This is a genomic window from Pseudoalteromonas sp. JC28 (assembly GCF_013319255.1).
GTDB lineage: Bacteria > Pseudomonadota > Gammaproteobacteria > Enterobacterales > Alteromonadaceae > Pseudoalteromonas.
This window is the reverse complement of the sequence record NZ_QOKX01000011.1, coordinates 166,687-183,335: the sequence shown is the minus strand read 5'-3', so window position 1 is coordinate 183,335 and position 16,649 is coordinate 166,687. Positions and strand designations below refer to the sequence as shown.

The window sequence follows — 16,649 nt, the reverse complement described above, 5'->3', positions numbered from 1 at the left end:
GATGGTTGGTCAATGCAGGTGTTGACCAATGAGTTTGTACGTTTGTATGAAGCCTATAGTCAAGGTGAAGCCGAGCCTTTACCACAATTGGCGTTACAGTATGGAGATTATGCGCAGTGGCAGCGAACGCATATAACGGATACGGTATTAGATAAACAGCTCAGTTATTGGTTAGCGCAGTTGGATGAAGCCCCCGCGGTGCATAACCTCACATTGGATTATCCCCGTCCAGCAGAGAAGCAATATCATGGTGCTCAGGTGGTGTCAGCGTTTTCAGCGCAAACAGCGGATGCGTTATTGGCAGCAGCTAAACGYCATCAATTGACTCCTTTTATGTTATTACATGGTGCATTGTCATTGGTCTTATCAAGACATAGCAATAGTCATGACATCATTATGGGCACACCGGTTGCGAATCGCCTTCAAGCAGAGTTAGCCCCTTTAATCGGCTTCTTTGTAAACACCTTAGTGTTGAGGGTGAATACACAGCATGACAGCTTAGCGGAATATTATGCCCATGTGCGAGCGACCCACTTAGCAGGTCAAAGTCACCAAGATGTTCCATTTGAGCAGTTAGTAGAAAAGCTGAAAGTGCCAAGAASTCGTGCCCATGGACCTTTGTTCCAGATTATGGTGACGACGAATACAGATTATGGCCTACATGAGCATCAACCATTGCAACTNAGCCCCTTTAATCGGCTTCTTTGTAAACACCTTAGTGTTGAGGGTGAATACACAGCATGACAGCTTAGCGGAATATTATGCCCATGTGCGAGCGACCCACTTAGCAGGTCAAAGTCACCAAGATGTTCCATTTGAGCAGTTAGTAGAAAAGCTGAAAGTGCCAAGAAGTCGTGCCCATGGACCTTTGTTCCAGATTATGGTGACGACGAATACAGATTATGGCCTACATGAGCATCAACCATTGCAACTGGCGGGAATAGAAGTAGCGCCTTATCAATCAGATATAGTGCAAGCAAAGTTTGATTTAAAAGTTGACTTAGCCATAGATGAACAAGGAGGTGGCGTTAGCTGGAGCTATGATACGAGCCTCTTTAGTGAAGCACATATAGAACAATTAAGTACGCATTTACAGCAGCTATTAGAAGCGCTGGCAGACACACGAGGTGAGTGGGATATTGCGCTGTCTCAGCTAGACATGCTGTCAGCAAAAGAAGTTAGGCAGTTAGTGCACGAATGTAATGCTCGAAGTGATAATGCTACGCAGGCGTGGGGCAATATCGTTTCCCACTTTACCGCGCAAGCTCAGCGACAGAGTACGCAGACAGCGGTCGTGTGTGGTGACAGCAAGATGAGTTATGGTGAGTTAGATAGGCAATCGAACCAGTTGGCACGCTATTTAATGACGAGGCATCACGTGCAGCGAGGCACACTGGTTGGGCTCTGTATGGATAGGTCCATAGAGATGGTGGTCAGTATTTTAGCGATCCTGAAAGCAGGGGGKGGCTATGTGCCACTAGACCCACATTATCCGGAGTCACGATTACGTTATATGGCGACGGACACGGGGATGTCTTTGCTGTTATCACAACAGAGGCTGAAATCGGCGTTACCGGATTTACCTGTGGAAGTCGTTGCGGTGGATGAGATAGCTCAGGATTGGCAATGTTTGGCAGCAACGGATGTAGACGTAGCGATAACGGGGTCGGATGTTGCGTATGTGATTTATACGTCAGGCTCGACGGGGCAGCCTAAAGGGGTACTCACACCACATCAAGGAGTGACTAGACTAGTCATAGAGCAAAGTTTCATGACACTGAATAGTGATACGGTGATGATGCATTGTGCAAACATTGCGTTTGATGCCGCGACCTTAGAGCTATGGGGGCCATTACTCAACGGTGGGCAATGTGTTCTGTATCGTCCACCATACTTATCACCAGCAGAGCTGAATAAAGAGCTCGAACAGCATAACGTTAACAGTCTGTGGTTAACCGCAGGCTTCTTTAGAGAATGGTCTTATCATGTGCCGACAGTGACATCGCTACGTCAACTGCTAGCAGGGGGAGATAGTCTAGATCTAGACGCAATCAAGCGGATACAGCAGATACAGCCAGAGTTAACGTTGATAAACGGGTATGGACCAACAGAAAACACGACTTTCTCAACGACCTATACATTTCCTCAGGCTTATCAGGAGGAGCGAGTACCAATAGGTTATCGCTTAGATAGTGATGAAATTTACATTTTAGATGGTCACCAGCAATTGGTGCCTCAAGGTTGTATTGGTGAACTATTTGTGGGCGGTCCAGGGTTAGCGCTTGGGTACTTGAATCAACCAGAGCTAACAGCGGAGCGCTTTGTAGAGAACCCATTTTATGATGAGGCGCAAGCAGGCAGCTCAAGACGACTCTACCGCACCGGAGATCTAGTTCGTTACCTGCCGGATGGGAGAATAGAATTCATAGGTCGTGTTGACAGTCAGGTGAAGATAAGAGGGTTCAGAATAGAGCTTGGGGAAGTGGAAGCCTGTTTACATGCAGCTTCAAGCGTTGCATCGGCGTTGGCGATAGTGAAGGACATCGCGGGAGAGAAGCAATTAATAGGGTATGTGCAGCGACAAAGTGGGCTGGATATAGATGAGTCAAGCTGGTTGCAGGCATTGAAGGCAGAATTACAGCAAGATTTACCAGAGCATATGATACCAAGCATACTGATTGCAGTGGATGAATGGCCATTGACGGCAAATGGCAAGGTGGATAGACGGGCATTGCCAAGTGCAGATGTGGGTTGTTTGCAAGGGGAATATTTAAGCCCTGAAGGTGATATTGAGCAACAGTTAGCCGGTATTTGGGCACAGCTTCTGGGTATAAAAGCCGCTGAGATCAGTGCAACGGCGAACTTCTTTACTCTGGGTGGGCATTCGTTGTTATTGGTAAAACTTTACAATCAGATCCAAGCTCAGTTAGCTGTTTCTGTGTCTTTTCCAGATTTGTATACTGCACTCTCACTGAGAGAGCAAGCCAACGCAATTCAGAGTAAAAACATAGCAGATAGAAATCACAATTCGCCGTTAGTATTTTTAAACAAAAGTGCAAGTGAAGATAAGTCTGAGTTTTTGGTTGTTGCGATTCCTGGGGTGTTGTCAACACCGAATGATTTTAGGTCTTTCGCTCAGACTCTTGATACACACGGAGTACCATGTATCAGTATTCACCATCCCGGTGTATTCGATGATTGTGAGTCAGTTACTACGATCAAGTCACATGGACAGTATATCTTTGACAGCATTAGGCCACAGTTTAAGAATAAACAGATCGTTTTAGTTGGGCATTCTTATGGTGGAGCTCTGGCCCAAGAGGTTGCAGAGTGTATGGGCAGTATTGAGAATCAAATATCGCTTGTTTTGCTGGATAGTTATTTTGCGCAGAGTTCATACAGGATGGATATGGACTCTAGATTAGAAAATATAGCAACATGGACACAATCACTTAAAGACACAGAGCTTGTTAATAAGTTGAATAGGTTGGCTAAGTGGCAGTCGGAAGCATTTTTCTCATATAGCCCTGATCAGATCTGGGACAAAGAGGTGCTAATGATGTTCGCGGAGGACTCATCGATCGAGTCATGCAATTATATTGAACTATCAAAGCAGTGGTTTAGTGGTCCTGTAACAGTTGAAATGGTACCGGGAGGTCATAAATCCATGCTGGAAAGTCCTAACGTTGAGCAAGTCAGTCATGGCTTGTTACGTTATCTCGGTATTCAATAACTACTAGACGTAGATGAATCAGTTGTAGAAATGAGCTGGGCTCCATACTGTTATGGGGCCCATTTTTATTTATCGGTCTAACATCAATCACGCTAATTCTCCAACTAATTGGAACGAAAATACGATATCTCCACGCTTAAAAAAGTTCATTTATTTAACCTCGGGGTAAGAAGTAAGTTAATCCACTAAAATCACTAAGTTCAAAAGCGTAATATCACTCTAGCCAGAAGTTATTTCTTAAATGCAAGGCAAATTTGTGCGTCAATAGCTGGCCTATTGCAAGAAAATTTAACGCAGTAGTAAGGGATAACAGCTGCTAGAGAACAAGTTGTTATCCCAAGCTCAGGTTATTTAATGTAATCAACACTTGTACAAGCTAAAACTGGCACAGCATAATTATTCGGTGTAGGCCTAACAGCAAGGTAAAGATACTAATCAATGGCATTGATGCGAGAGGCCATCACACTGCGCTTAATTCATCAATTTTCGTATAAGTTGCTTGACTGCAAATTCTGCGTTCTGGCTAAAATTCACTTAGGTGGATTACATCTCGTAGCGTGTTAATTAATAGCTTTTTAGAATGTTTATTGAGGGAAAGCAGAACTCGGAATAATAGTTTCTCAATCCGAGTTCTGGGTGCTTAGATGGGCAGTTATTGATCTCGTAGGGAATAAATTGCCGGTCTTCTGATAATCCCCCAAACAGCAAGTGTGGATGTAAACGCAGTTACTGCAATAATAGTAACTATTGGTAATATTAATCCTGTTGTTGAAAGAGCGAATGTGAAACGGGTTGAAGTTATCCACACTGCAACGCCTGAAACTATGATTGCAGCTCCAATTAGCGCGAGTATGATGACCTTAAAGTTCTCTAAGATCACACCTTTCACAATAGTAAGTGGTGACGCTCCAATAGCCATACGAACCCCGAGTTCAAATTTTCTCATGCTAATTCCATAACTTAATACGCCATATATACCAATCACGGCGATTGAAAGTGTCACTATTGCCAAAGCTAGAGATGCCCAACTAGCGATGTAATGAAGCGCAAGAGAATTTGCTAATTGTGATTCAAGTGGTTGAATATCCGAGACTCGCCACGTGGGTGTGGTCTTCGCGATAATACTATTTATAAATTGGGGAGTAAGCTGCTGGTTTGAATCTACTTCTATGATAAAAGAAGGAGCGTAACGCTCGATATTATCTACAGCCCACATTTTGGCTGAGTTATTTTGTTCCGGTAGGTTTAGATCTTCGGTGACGGCAATAATTTCATATTGAATTGTACGGCGTCCATTTAACCAGTAATAACGCTCACCAACTACATCGCCACCCGGCTTTAACTTATTGGCAAACTCTTTATTTACAATGAGGTAAGGAGAGCGATTATACACGTCTTCTCGAGTAAAATTGCGACCTTGGAGAATGTCTAACTGTAACGTTGGTATATACGCTTCATCAATTAAGTTGCCAGAGACAGAATACTGATTCTCAAACCCCGAGTCTGGGCTTAAGAAAGTACTAATACCAAACTCGACAGGCGTACCTGTAGTTAAGCTTGCAGATACAACTCTAGGGTTGACTCTTATCTCGCTTACAATATCAAGTAGTTGTTGTCTTCTCGTACTATAATATGAATCTCTTTCAGCGCGACTTGGCCTTGGTTCGAAAAGCTGATTCAATTCCACTTGGTAACGATCTTTACTTACGAAATTGGGAGCCTGGCTTAGCAATGACCATGAGTTTATAAAGATTTGAAAGCAAGAAATCAGTAATAAACTAGCAAGAAAGATCTGACTGAAAATTAGTGCTGAACGGGTACTTGATTTCACTTGGATGCTGGTACCTTTACCACTACTTTGTATTTGAGCGTTTAGTTTACTGAAGTTAATTTTGGCACTGATAAGCCAAGCACCTAGCCAAGCTAATAATGCTGAAAGAGTTAAACAAAATATGACTGACGGCACATTAGTTGTTAGGCGTGCAACACTAGGTAAGCTGTCTGTTGCAATTAATTTTAATAGGTAATAGCACAGCTCCGATACACCCAATGCTAAAATTGCTGATAAGAGAGTTAATGTCGCAAGCTCAATGAAAATGCCTCGAACGATCTGTTTTCGTTGAGCGCCTAAAGCCGCTTTTATGGACATAGTCCGCTGCTGATTTACTGCTCTTGCGAGCACTAAATTGGCGATATTGGCACAAGCGATTAGCGTCAAACAAAATGCACCAACTAATAACCAAATAGTTCTTGATGCACTGTCGCCATGGATTTTTTCTTTTAATGGTTTTAGCTCAAAAGTGATAGTCATATCATTAAAAAATGAACGACCTGCAGTTTCTGCTTTAAAACGCCCGTTATATTTATTTGTCAGTTGGTGATTCAGCTTCGCGATATCTTCATCCGCTAAAATTTTAGTTAAAATGTGTCTGTTTGGGCCTGTCAATCCCCATTGCTGAGCATCTCGTCGATAGGATGGAAGGTAATCCCATGGAAGCCAAATACTTGTTAGTCTGCCTGGAGTATATAGCTCTGGCTCAGGTGTATTCTCTGAAAGTACGCCAATAATTCTGAAGTTAACTTGATCTATCTGGAACGTTTTTCCCAAAACCTGTGGATCTGCGCCAAAGTACGTTTGCCAAGAGTGGTAAGAAAGCACCGCTACAGGTGATATACTATCGATACCTTCTTCATCAGAAAAACCACGACCAAGCTCGAAATTGAAACCCAAAAGGGGCATAAACTCTGGAGTGGTGTAAGCAACATTCACCCGAGGGGTATCGGCACGGCTTCGTATTACTTCTTCACCATAGGCAAAAAGTGCAGTTTGAATGTGATCTGATTTTTCGTTTTTATACGCCTCGACCAAAATTGGCATTGGGGTGTAGTCTTCAAATTCAATTTTATCTTTTATGTAGTGGTTTGTCTTAGAGACATATAATTTCTCACTATCATGGTATGGCAGGGGGGCTGCGAGAATCTGGAAGTTTAAGTTGAACATGGCAATAAGCGTGCCCAAAGTAATTCCAAGAGTTATAATTATAGTAAGGGTAAATATTTTTGCTTTGCTAAGAGAGTATAAGCATGATTGGATCTCTTGTTTCAACATGTTGAGCTCCTCACCGGCTGTGTGACGAGCAAAATTGGCAATTCGAAGTGCGGTTCGTACATTTTAAGCTTCCTTGTGTATTCTTATGGTTATTTAGCTAGCCAACGGCTCCGAATGCTTTTCAGTGCTCTGTTCTTGAGGAGTTAAAATCTTGCCATCTAATAGGTGCAGCTTTCGTGTTGCCATATCTGCATACCTAGGATCATGTGTAACCATGCACAATGTGGTGCCTTCTAAATTTAGCGCTTTGAGCATATCCATCACGGCATCACCGTTCTTTGAGTCAAGGTTACCAGTCGGCTCATCTACAAGCAGTAACGCAGGGTTGCCAACCAAAGCGCGGGCTATAGCAATACGTTGTTGCTGTCCGCCTGAAAGTTGATTAGGGCGGTGGCTAGCTCTATGGCCCATGTCTACTTTTGTAAGGCAGCTGGTAACCGCTTGTGTGATCTCAACCTCGGTCATTGGCTCTTTGCGATAACGCAATGGAAGTGCAATATTTTCAAATACGGTCAGTTCATCTATCAGATTAAATGATTGAAATATAAAGCCAACCTTTTGGTTCCGTATATGTGCAGCTTCACTCAAGCTTAATTTACTTACTTCTATTCCCTCAACCTGATAACTTCCATCTGTAGGCGTATCTAGTAACCCCAATATGGAAAGGAGAGTTGATTTACCACAACCTGATGGACCGCATATTGAGACGAAATCACCCTTATATATTTCGAGGTCTATTCCTCTCAGCGCGTGCGTTTCCATTTCCTCTGTGCTAAACACCTTAGTGATGCCTGACATTTTCAATATTGCTTCTTTCATAGTTTGTTATCCTATTAAATTACTGAATTATTCTTATTTTCTGCGCTGTTTTGAAAGAGGTAGTATCGGAGAGAATAACTTGTTGGTCTAAGCCAATACCTTCCTCTATTTGAATATAGTTGCCAGCGTCAATACCGAATGAAACAGATGTTGAGTTGGCATACTCTCCTGCACTATCTAAAACGAAAATAGATTGTTGGGTGTGGGGATGAGTATTACTAGGGCGCTCGACGTATAACACGTCCTGTAATGAATGTGTCATGATTGTTGCGTCCACGTTGAGTTCTGGTCTTGCAGATTCTGGTACGGCATCGTTGAAGGTGAGCTCGACTTCGATTGTCCCTTCCTGTACTTGAGGGCTGATCCTAGTAACAGTTGCTTGCACTTTCTCACGTCTAGTGTTTACAACCGCAGGTTGACCCACTCGTATTTGCTCGGCTTTAGATTGTGAAACACGAACAAGTGCTTGAAGATCTGCGCTACTACCTACTTGCGCTAGCTCTTGGCCAGCCACAACACTTTGTCCTAGTTCTACAGCCAATCGTTGTAAAACACCTTCAGTTCCAGCGCGAACGGTGAGCTTAGCTTCTCTTTCTATAAGTCGTGCGAGAATGGAATTAGCTTGATTTATTAATTCCTGTGAAATAGTTAAGTCTTCTTTATGCAGTAACTTTAACTGCTCTATACGCTGATGTTGTAACTTTACACGTTCAGCAAGCTGCCTTTCTTCAAGTTCTGCGGTTTTTACCTCAATTGCAGGTACAACTCCCTGATCTCTGAGCTCCTGCTGTGCTTCGCGGCGCATAGCTAGAGACTGATGCTCACTTTTTAATTCCGCTAACGTCGCAGCTTCCATGAGAAGCTCTCGTTGGTTTGCGAGTTTTTGTCGGCGGAAGTTGGCTTTTTGTCTGTTTAATTCCATTTCTGCGCTGGCTAGCTGCTGCGTCAGGTCTGGATCCTGCATCTTTAAAATAATGGTGTCAGGTAGTACTTCACCGCCGGGGCGCACTAATATTTCATTTACTGTTGCGGGGTCTTGTGCGGTAATTAGTTTTTGCTTATTTGAGCGAAGTACACCATAGCCTGTCACTTCAACGTCAAGGTTACCGCGCTGTACATTGCCAATGATAATTGAATGCCTTTCAAGCTTAGTACTGGTCTGATCTGAAAGTTTCCCCATCATGAACCAAATAGATACAAGTACCACAGGAATGCTTATGAGTATAAACAGTTTACGTAATGGCTTAGCTTGTTTCTTTTTTATTACATCCACCTTTAGTTGCCTTTTTTATCGGATTGATAACTTGATGTAAGCAAACAGTGTGCCATTTATATCTTGTTGTTTTGTTTGTTGTTTTATTTTTATTTGGATAAGTAAAGTCCGGTTCTGGACTATGTGGATGAGTAAATCGGACCAGCAATTTGTGGAACAAGAATGGCGCTATTTATTATGAAATGAGGCATGGCATAACTGTTTTTCTGCCTTGACTTCCATACTGCGTTATCGCTTATTTATGGGTAACAACCACACTACATAGGCTCAGTCTTGCCTAAATACCACACAGGCTGCTGCAAATTTAACCTTGAAAGGCCAACAGACCCTAATTTTCCGATGTTTAGATTAACTAAGGGGTACTGGAATGAGCACTTGGCAAAGAGCTCCAGGCCTATCAGAGCGGTTGGTTAAGCTTATGGATCCGGACATATGCTCAACGAAGTAACGACTGATATAGAGCCCGATACCTTCGCCCTTTTGTTTTGTAGAATAAAATGGAACAAAAAGGTTATCGCTATTAGCTACACCGCTTCCTTCATCTAAAACTTCAAAAACAGCGGTATTGTTGGTGGTATACAACCGAAGTGTTATTTTTGAGTCTCTCGGGCTAGCTTCTATGGCATTTTTAACAATATTAATAATCACTTGTTTAAACAGGGTTGGATCAACGTGAAAGTAAACGGGAGAAAGCTCTACTTGCCACTGTTGGTCCGGAAACATACCTTGTACCATTTTTATGAGATCAGTGCCCGATAGGCGCTGGATCGTCACTGTTATTGGTTGGTTTAATTGTGTGTACTTTTGAATAAAGTCCTGTAAGTGAAAACAGCGCTCTAAGACAATATCGAAAGCTTGGCTATCTCTAGGATCGTTGATGCGTGTTTGCAACCTTTCTAATAAGGCAGTTACTGGTGTAAGTGAGTTACGTATTTCATGGCTAATGACACGAATCAAGCGTTGCCAAGCCTGTAGCTCTTGATTTCGCAATGCATGTTGTATATCTATACAAATAACGAGATGATAAGTGTGTTCTTGGTTTGTAAATGTACTGTGTCTAACTTGCCAGCGCTTGTTGAGTCCAAGGTCAACAAAGTGCCACTGTGGCGTATTACTTAGCCCAAGCGATTCAGGGCGACTATAGCGTAAAGTTTGCCATGGTTTTTGGAATAATTGGTAGCACTCTTCATTGCCAAAACAAAGTTGCATGCGTTGATCAAAGATCAGTATGGGGGTATTCAACACACTGATAAGCTCAGCGACCAAAAACGATTGGACATCTTCATCCGTTTTTTCACTTTGCAACATGTCAGAGAGCGCATTCAGTTGGTTGTGCAATTGCGCGACAACACCCGAAGAAAATGTGGGCTTAGCTCTTAGGCTAAAATCACGTTTTAACCATGCTTCGACTTGATAACCGCAGCGTTCAAAAGACAATTTACAACGATTGTAGAGCTGTCTTACCAGCAAGCCTTGACACAGAATAAAAATGACAATTATTAGTAGTGAATATAAAGTTATGGATGCCGAAATGTGCACGTCTAAGTGCCAACTCAAAACGCAAATGCCTACAATTTCAAGTACTACCAGCAGTAAAAACTTTACTACAAAATACCGAGCTAACGGTTCTTTAGTTAAGCTCATATTTCTCAAGGCGTCGGTAGAGTGCTTGTTTAGTAATACCCAGTAATTCAGCCGCTTGTTGTTTATTTCCTGCCGTATTATTCAAAGCCTGTGTGATTAATTGTTGTTCCGCTTGTTCTAATGTGATCAGAGGTAATGCTTCTGAATGATTTTGTGTAAGCTGCGATGGTGTGCTCATATGTAATTGCTCCGGCCCTATTTCATCTGTTTGAGCTAATAGAACTGCTCGCTCTAGTAAGTGCCCCAGCTCTCTAGTATTTCCTGGCCAGTCATAAAGTTTTAATTGATTGAGTGCTGCGGGAGTGAGGCTACATTCATTTTTCCCGTATCGGTTACCGTGGGTTTTTATAAAATGCTCTGCCAATAATTCAATATCCTCAGGCCGCGTTCTCAATGGAGGAATTTCTATGGTAAAAGTATTGATTCTATAGAAGAGATCTTGGCGAAACTCAGCTTGTGATATTAGCTGTTCAAGCTTTGCATTGGTGGCACTAATTAGCCTTACATTAGCCACTTCAGTAGTGCTTGAGCCAACAGGTTCATATTCTCTGGATTCTAATACCCGAAGTAACTTGCTTTGTTGCGCTAGAGGCAGGGTACCAATCTCATCTAAAAACAAAGTACCAAGATTCGCGAGTTTAAATCGTCCTGCACGGTCTGATTTAGCATCCGTAAATGCACCTTTTGTATGTCCAAAAAGCTCGCTCTCAAAGAGTTGCTCTGGGATTGTCGCCATATTGACAGAAATAAACGGATGCGTTGAACGGTGTGAGTGCTGATGGATCCACTGGGCTATAAGGCTCTTACCTACACCATTTTCCCCAGTCAGTAGAATATTAGCATCAGTAGGGGCCATCACTTCAAGCTGCTCCATGAGCTGCTTCATTGTTTTACTACGCCAAAGTACGGGTTTAGCATCTCCAGCTAGCGCGTGCTGAAGCCCTTGATTTTTATTAGTTAAATCACTGAGCTGTAGCTGATACCGGATTACTTGTTCGAAACGTTGATTTTTCCATGGCTTTTCTAAGAAATCAGCAGCGCCTAATTGCATAGCTTGCACAACAAGCTCTGTATGTGACCAGGCTGTCATTGCTACAATAGGTGTCGTATTGCCAAGCTGCTGCTGCTGTCTTAAAAACTTTAAACCCTCCTGCCCCGATGTTGAATCTAGTTCAAAGTTCATATCGAGCAAGATTAACTTAGGCTTATTCTGTGCTAGAAAAGTTAGTGCTTGTACTGGATTTTCAACTTCCTCGACAGCTAAGCCTAAATCTTCTAATACAAATCGTGCGGCCAACCTAACTTCTCTATTATCTTCTACTAGCAATATTAGTGGTTTAACGCTCACAGCAAGCTTCCTTGATTTATTATTATCATACCATCAACAGCCGCATTACTCTCCGCGAAGCGAGTGTAATGCTGGGCGGGTAATAATACTTTTTAAGGATAGTAGCGCAACACCAACGACTAGAATAACGACTAAAGTGAAAGAAACTAACCAATGGATAGCGCTATTTATTGTAACAGGTACAAGCGTATCCTGAAGCATCGAAATACTCAATAATACCAAGATTGAGGTGCATACGGCAGCTAGAATAGGTCGTAAATTATCCTTTAACACGAGTGAAAATATGGCAATCGGTGTTGCGCCTAATGACATTCTGACACCTAGCTCAAAGCGTCGTAATGCCATATTGTATTTACATACACCATAGATACCAAGCGCAGCGAGTGCAAGTGCAATCACAGAAAGTGTTAAGGTGAAGATACTGATTACACGTTCTTGCTGTAAATGTGCCGCTAGAAGCTCAGTTGTAGATTGGAAGTTGTAAACGCGCATCTGAGGGTGAATACGTGTTAATACTTGATTGATTTCCGCTCTGCTAATTGTAGAGTGAGGCTTGGTTTGAATTAAAATGAAAGGGTAACCTGTCGGTATTGCTGGTGTAAAAACTCTCGCGATGTGCAGCTGTTTAGGAAGATAGATATCATCAACGACACCCACCACTTCTAAACTCTCATGACTATTACGTGGGTATAATTTTGCACCTAGTACTTGTCCCTGTTCTTTCAGTCGTTTAGCGAGTGTTTGATTTACAATAACGACAGGATCACTATTAATGGCTTCTTTCATGGTAAAGGATCTCCCACTGGTAAGTTTAGCACCAAAGGTGTCGAAGTAAGTTGACGTACCAGTCGTGCGTTGATACTCAAAAGCATTCTTTTCTATTCCCGGTTCAAGTTGCATCTGGCGGTCAGAAAAACCAGGCAACCAGTAGGAAATTGGCGGGTAACCCCCAATACCAGCTGTTGCGACGTGGGGTAGCTTCGCCAATGAGTCAACGGCAGATAGGAGTAATTGTTGACGCTCTTCCCGACTCATTTGTTCTAATAGAGTGCCTAAGTTAAGCGCGACTTGATAGGTATTTTGTTCCCTAATCCCTGTATCACGTTGTAAGTTTTGCCAGCTTGTTTGGAATATCCCAATGCAAATAGTGAGGAGTGAAAGACAGATAAATAACTGAAACGAGATTAGTAAAGTGCGAGTCGTTGCAGAGATTTGAACGCTGGTTCCTTTACCACTACTTTGCAGTTGCTGAACAATATGGCGGTAGTTAAGTTGCCGGCTTACTATCCAAGAAAGGAGTAAGCACACCGTAATACTGACTAAGAAGGCAAATGCAATAGTATGCATCTCTAGATTGAGTTCTTGTAGGCGTGCTAATGGGCCAGCTACTCCTGACTTTAGCAGCTCGATGATCCCTTCGGCAATGAACAGCGACAATGCTGCGGCTGTTATAAACAGCAGTCCTAGCTCTATTGCAATATGCAAAAATAGGTGATTTGGTTTTGCACCCAAAGCGGCCTGAATAGCAAAGCTCTTTTGTTGCTCTGCTGCACGTGATAGCACTAAACTACAAATATTACTCAATGCTATTAACAGCAATACAAGGCTCCCTAACAACATCATAATACTCACTTGCGATGCTTCACCGATAATACGATGTTTAACGGGGATAAATTTGAGATGTACTTTACTGTTGGCAAATGCTTGTTCACCAGCAGTTTGTTGTTGTAGTTGTTCGTTGAGCCAGTTTTCAAGAGACAGCTTTGCGCGACGTGCATGTTGCACATCATGTAACTTTAGCAATTGATATGTCTGGATATTATTCCTTTGCCATGTCGGAGCTGGTGAATCATTGTAGTCATAGCTAATCCATACATCAGTATACCAGTTGGGTGTTGATAATACGGGTTCAATAAATTGCTTATCAGTAACACCTACTATTTTAAAACTAACGCCTTTGAATACGAGCGTTTTATCTAAAATATCAGGGTTACCACCGAAGTAACGCTTCCATACTTGGTATGAAACGATTGCAACGGGTTGCTGACTACCGACCCCTTCATCAGCACTAAAGTAGCGCCCCAATGCCAGTGGCGCATTGAGTAATGGCATAAACTCAGGGGTAATAGCACCGATGTTAAATGTAGGACTGCTCGGTAAACTTTGTTCAACATCAATACTAATATTCTGAATGGCCATGATTTCGATATCAGAGAATTGTGTTTGTTTGTTATATGCCTCTAAACTCCCCGCATGAGGAATAAAGTTGCTCTGTTTCACCTCATTATGGTCATCAACTAATTCACCACGCATTAGCATTAGGCGTTCAGAATCAGGATAGGGAAGCGGAGCTGCGAGAAGTTGATAATTTAGATTATACATTGATACCAATGCGCCTAGCGTCATTGCTAGAGTGAGCGTGATTGTTAACGCATAACTAATGTGGCATTGAAGTCTTTGCCAGGCCATTTTAATAGAATGTATTACCATTTTTACCCCAAATCCGCTCACGATATCCGTCTGTATTCTGTAACAGACATGTCACTCAAATAGAACAAGGTCAGCAACGCGTATGCCAGAATTTATCTTTTTGATAAATATAGAATTTACATTTTTATTGCAATCATTTAGTCCATTATCGGACGATAAAAGACCATAAATGGACTGTGACTGCGCTTAGACTGTGGTGATCCGATACTCTGCCATTGATTTATGAGTTTCTGATGAGGATTATTGAAAAAAATGTTGGATAAACTTTCATCTGTCACATTAATAGTAGATAATACGCGACCTTTAATTCTCAATCGGGCAATCTCAACGCGCATTTTTGCGTAGATCGACTAGGATCACTGAGGGCCAACTTCACTGAGTAATAATATGAGCATCGAAAAGTTAAGAAATATCGCGATTATCGCGCACGTAGACCACGGTAAAACAACGCTTGTAGACAAGCTACTTGAGCAATCAGGTACACTACAGCAGCGCGGTGGTAATGAAGAGCGAGTGATGGACTCAAACGATCTTGAAAGAGAGCGTGGTATCACCATCCTTGCAAAAAATACCGCAATCAAGTGGAACGACTACCGTATCAATATCGTAGATACTCCAGGACACGCCGACTTCGGTGGTGAAGTAGAACGTGTTCTTTCGATGGCTGACTCAGTATTACTACTAGTTGACGCGCAAGAAGGTCCGATGCCACAAACGCGTTTCGTAACGCAAAAGGCGTTTGCTCAGGGTCTTAAGCCAATTGTTGTAATCAACAAAATTGACAAGCCGGGCGCTCGTCCTGATTGGGTAATGGACCAAGTTTTCGACCTATTTGATAATTTAGGTGCAACTGACGAACAGCTAGACTTTAAAGTGATCTACGCATCAGCAATCAACGGTTGGGCAACACTTGATCTTGATGAACCGTCTGACAACATGGAACCAATGTTCCAAGCTATCGTAGACGAAGTTGAAGCGCCTAACGCGGATCCTGAAGGTCCGTTCCAGATGCAAATTTCTCAGCTTGATTACAACTCATATGTTGGTGTTATCGGTGTTGGTCGTATCAAACGTGGTTCAGTTAAACCTAACCAACAAGTGACTATTGTCGGTGCCGATGGTAAGACACGTAATGGTAAAGTTGGCCAGGTACTTGGTTATTTAGGTCTTGACCGTCACGAAGTTGAGCAAGCAACGGCTGGTGATATTATCGCAATTACAGGTCTTGGTGAGCTGAAAATCTCTGACACTATCTGTTGTCAGAATAATGTCGAAGCACTACCACCATTGTCTGTTGATGAACCGACAGTAACAATGACTTTCTCTGTGAACACGTCTCCATTCTCAGGCCAAGAAGGTAAATACGTAACCTCACGTAACATTCTTGAGCGTCTAGAAGCTGAGCTTGTGCACAACGTTGCACTACGTGTTGAAGAAACAGATAACCCAGATAGCTTCCGTGTATCTGGTCGTGGTGAACTTCACTTAGGTATTCTTATCGAGAACATGCGTCGTGAAGGCTACGAGATTGCAGTATCTCGTCCAGAAGTAATCTTGCGCCATGTTGATGGTCAGCTGGAAGAACCGTACGAAACAGTGACTATTGACTGTCAAGAAGAACACCAAGGCTCTATCATGGAACAGCTTGGTCTGCGTAAAGCGGAAATGACTGACATGTCTCCTGACGGCAAAGGTCGTGTACGCATGGACTTCATGATGCCTGCGCGTGGTCTAATCGGATTCCAAACTGAATTTATGACGTTAACATCTGGCTCTGGTTTGATGTACCACACGTTCTCACATTACGGCCCACACAAAGGCGGTAACATCGGTCAGCGTAAAAATGGTGTACTAATCGCTAACGCAGCAGGTAAAGCGCTAACAAACGCACTATTCAACCTACAAGAGCGTGGTCGCCTATTTATTGATCACGGTGTTGAAGTGTACGAAGGTATGGTTATTGGTATTCACAGCCGTGATAACGACCTAACGGTAAACGCGCTTAAAGGTAAGCAGTTAACAAACGTACGTGCATCTGGTACTGATGAAGCACAAAACCTTGTGCCACCTGTTGTTATGTCTTTAGAGCAAGCGCTTGAGTTCATCGATGACGACGAGCTAGTAGAAGTAACGCCTGAAAGCATCCGTATTCGTAAGAAATTATTGACTGAAAGCGAGCGTAAACGCGCTAGCCGCCAAGCTAAGTAACCTGAGCTTGGGATAACAAGTTATC

Annotated in this window: 9 protein-coding genes; 3 read left to right on the top strand and 6 right to left on the bottom strand. The window is 42.7% G+C overall.

Annotation, left to right across the window (positions count from 1 at the left end):
- Together DS891_RS22030 and DS891_RS22025 are read left to right on the top strand one after the other, a co-directional pair.
- A partial coding sequence (locus tag DS891_RS22030) for a condensation domain-containing protein (RefSeq protein WP_254606017.1) occupies positions 1–744 on the top strand: 744 nt, incomplete at its 5' end.
- A complete protein-coding gene (locus DS891_RS22025; protein ID WP_174170931.1) occupies positions 728–3,733 on the top strand; it encodes a non-ribosomal peptide synthetase in 3,006 nt (1,001 codons plus the stop codon). The genes DS891_RS22030 and DS891_RS22025, both read left to right, overlap by 17 nt.
- A gap of 652 nt (positions 3,734–4,385) precedes the next feature.
- Here DS891_RS22025 and DS891_RS22020 read toward each other — a convergent pair.
- From DS891_RS22020 to DS891_RS21995, 6 genes are all read right to left on the bottom strand, one after another.
- Positions 4,386–6,842, bottom strand: coding sequence for an ABC transporter permease (locus tag DS891_RS22020; protein ID WP_174170930.1), 2,457 nt, complete (start codon positions 6,840–6,842; stop codon positions 4,386–4,388).
- Positions 6,843–6,935: 93 nt separating this feature from the next.
- Positions 6,936–7,661 carry an ABC transporter ATP-binding protein gene (locus DS891_RS22015; protein WP_010607883.1) on the bottom strand — a complete coding sequence of 242 codons (726 nt, stop codon included), beginning with the start codon at positions 7,659–7,661 and terminating at the stop codon, positions 6,936–6,938.
- 19 nt (positions 7,662–7,680) lie between these two features.
- The gene (locus DS891_RS22010) at positions 7,681–8,934 is read right to left on the bottom strand and encodes an HlyD family secretion protein (RefSeq protein WP_010607884.1); all 1,254 of its coding nucleotides are present in this window, start codon (positions 8,932–8,934) and stop codon (positions 7,681–7,683) included.
- Between the two features lie 348 nt (positions 8,935–9,282).
- On the bottom strand, positions 9,283–10,578 hold the full coding sequence (locus DS891_RS22005) for a PAS domain-containing sensor histidine kinase (protein WP_010607885.1): 1,296 nt from the start codon (positions 10,576–10,578) through the stop codon (positions 9,283–9,285).
- Positions 10,565–11,926, bottom strand: a complete 1,362-nt coding sequence (locus DS891_RS22000; RefSeq protein ID WP_102055873.1) for a sigma-54 dependent transcriptional regulator — start codon at positions 11,924–11,926, stop codon at positions 10,565–10,567. Before DS891_RS22000 ends, DS891_RS22005 begins: the two co-directional genes overlap by 14 nt.
- Before the next feature lie 45 nt (positions 11,927–11,971).
- Positions 11,972–14,416 carry an ABC transporter permease gene (locus DS891_RS21995; RefSeq protein WP_227387609.1) on the bottom strand — a complete coding sequence of 815 codons (2,445 nt, stop codon included), beginning with the start codon at positions 14,414–14,416 and terminating at the stop codon, positions 11,972–11,974.
- Positions 14,417–14,803: 387 nt separating this feature from the next.
- Here DS891_RS21995 and typA point away from each other — a divergent pair, with 387 nt between their 5' ends.
- Positions 14,804–16,624 carry a translational GTPase TypA gene (gene typA, locus DS891_RS21990; protein ID WP_174170929.1) on the top strand — a complete coding sequence of 607 codons (1,821 nt, stop codon included), beginning with the start codon at positions 14,804–14,806 and terminating at the stop codon, positions 16,622–16,624.
- Positions 16,625–16,649 lie beyond the last annotated feature (25 nt).

Bases quoted from the DNA above. Each gene is read 5' to 3' on its own strand.
- DS891_RS22020 (WP_174170930.1), bottom strand. From the start codon at position 6,842: ATGTTGAAACAAGAGATCCAATCATGCTTATACTCTCTTAGCAAAGCA.
- DS891_RS22015 (WP_010607883.1), bottom strand. From the start codon at position 7,661: ATGAAAGAAGCAATATTGAAAATGTCAGGCATCACTAAGGTGTTTAGC.
- DS891_RS22005 (WP_010607885.1), bottom strand. From the start codon at position 10,578: ATGAGCTTAACTAAAGAACCGTTAGCTCGGTATTTTGTAGTAAAGTTT.
- DS891_RS21995 (WP_227387609.1), bottom strand. From the start codon at position 14,416: ATGGTAATACATTCTATTAAAATGGCCTGGCAAAGACTTCAATGCCAC.
- typA (WP_174170929.1), top strand. From the start codon at position 14,804: ATGAGCATCGAAAAGTTAAGAAATATCGCGATTATCGCGCACGTAGAC.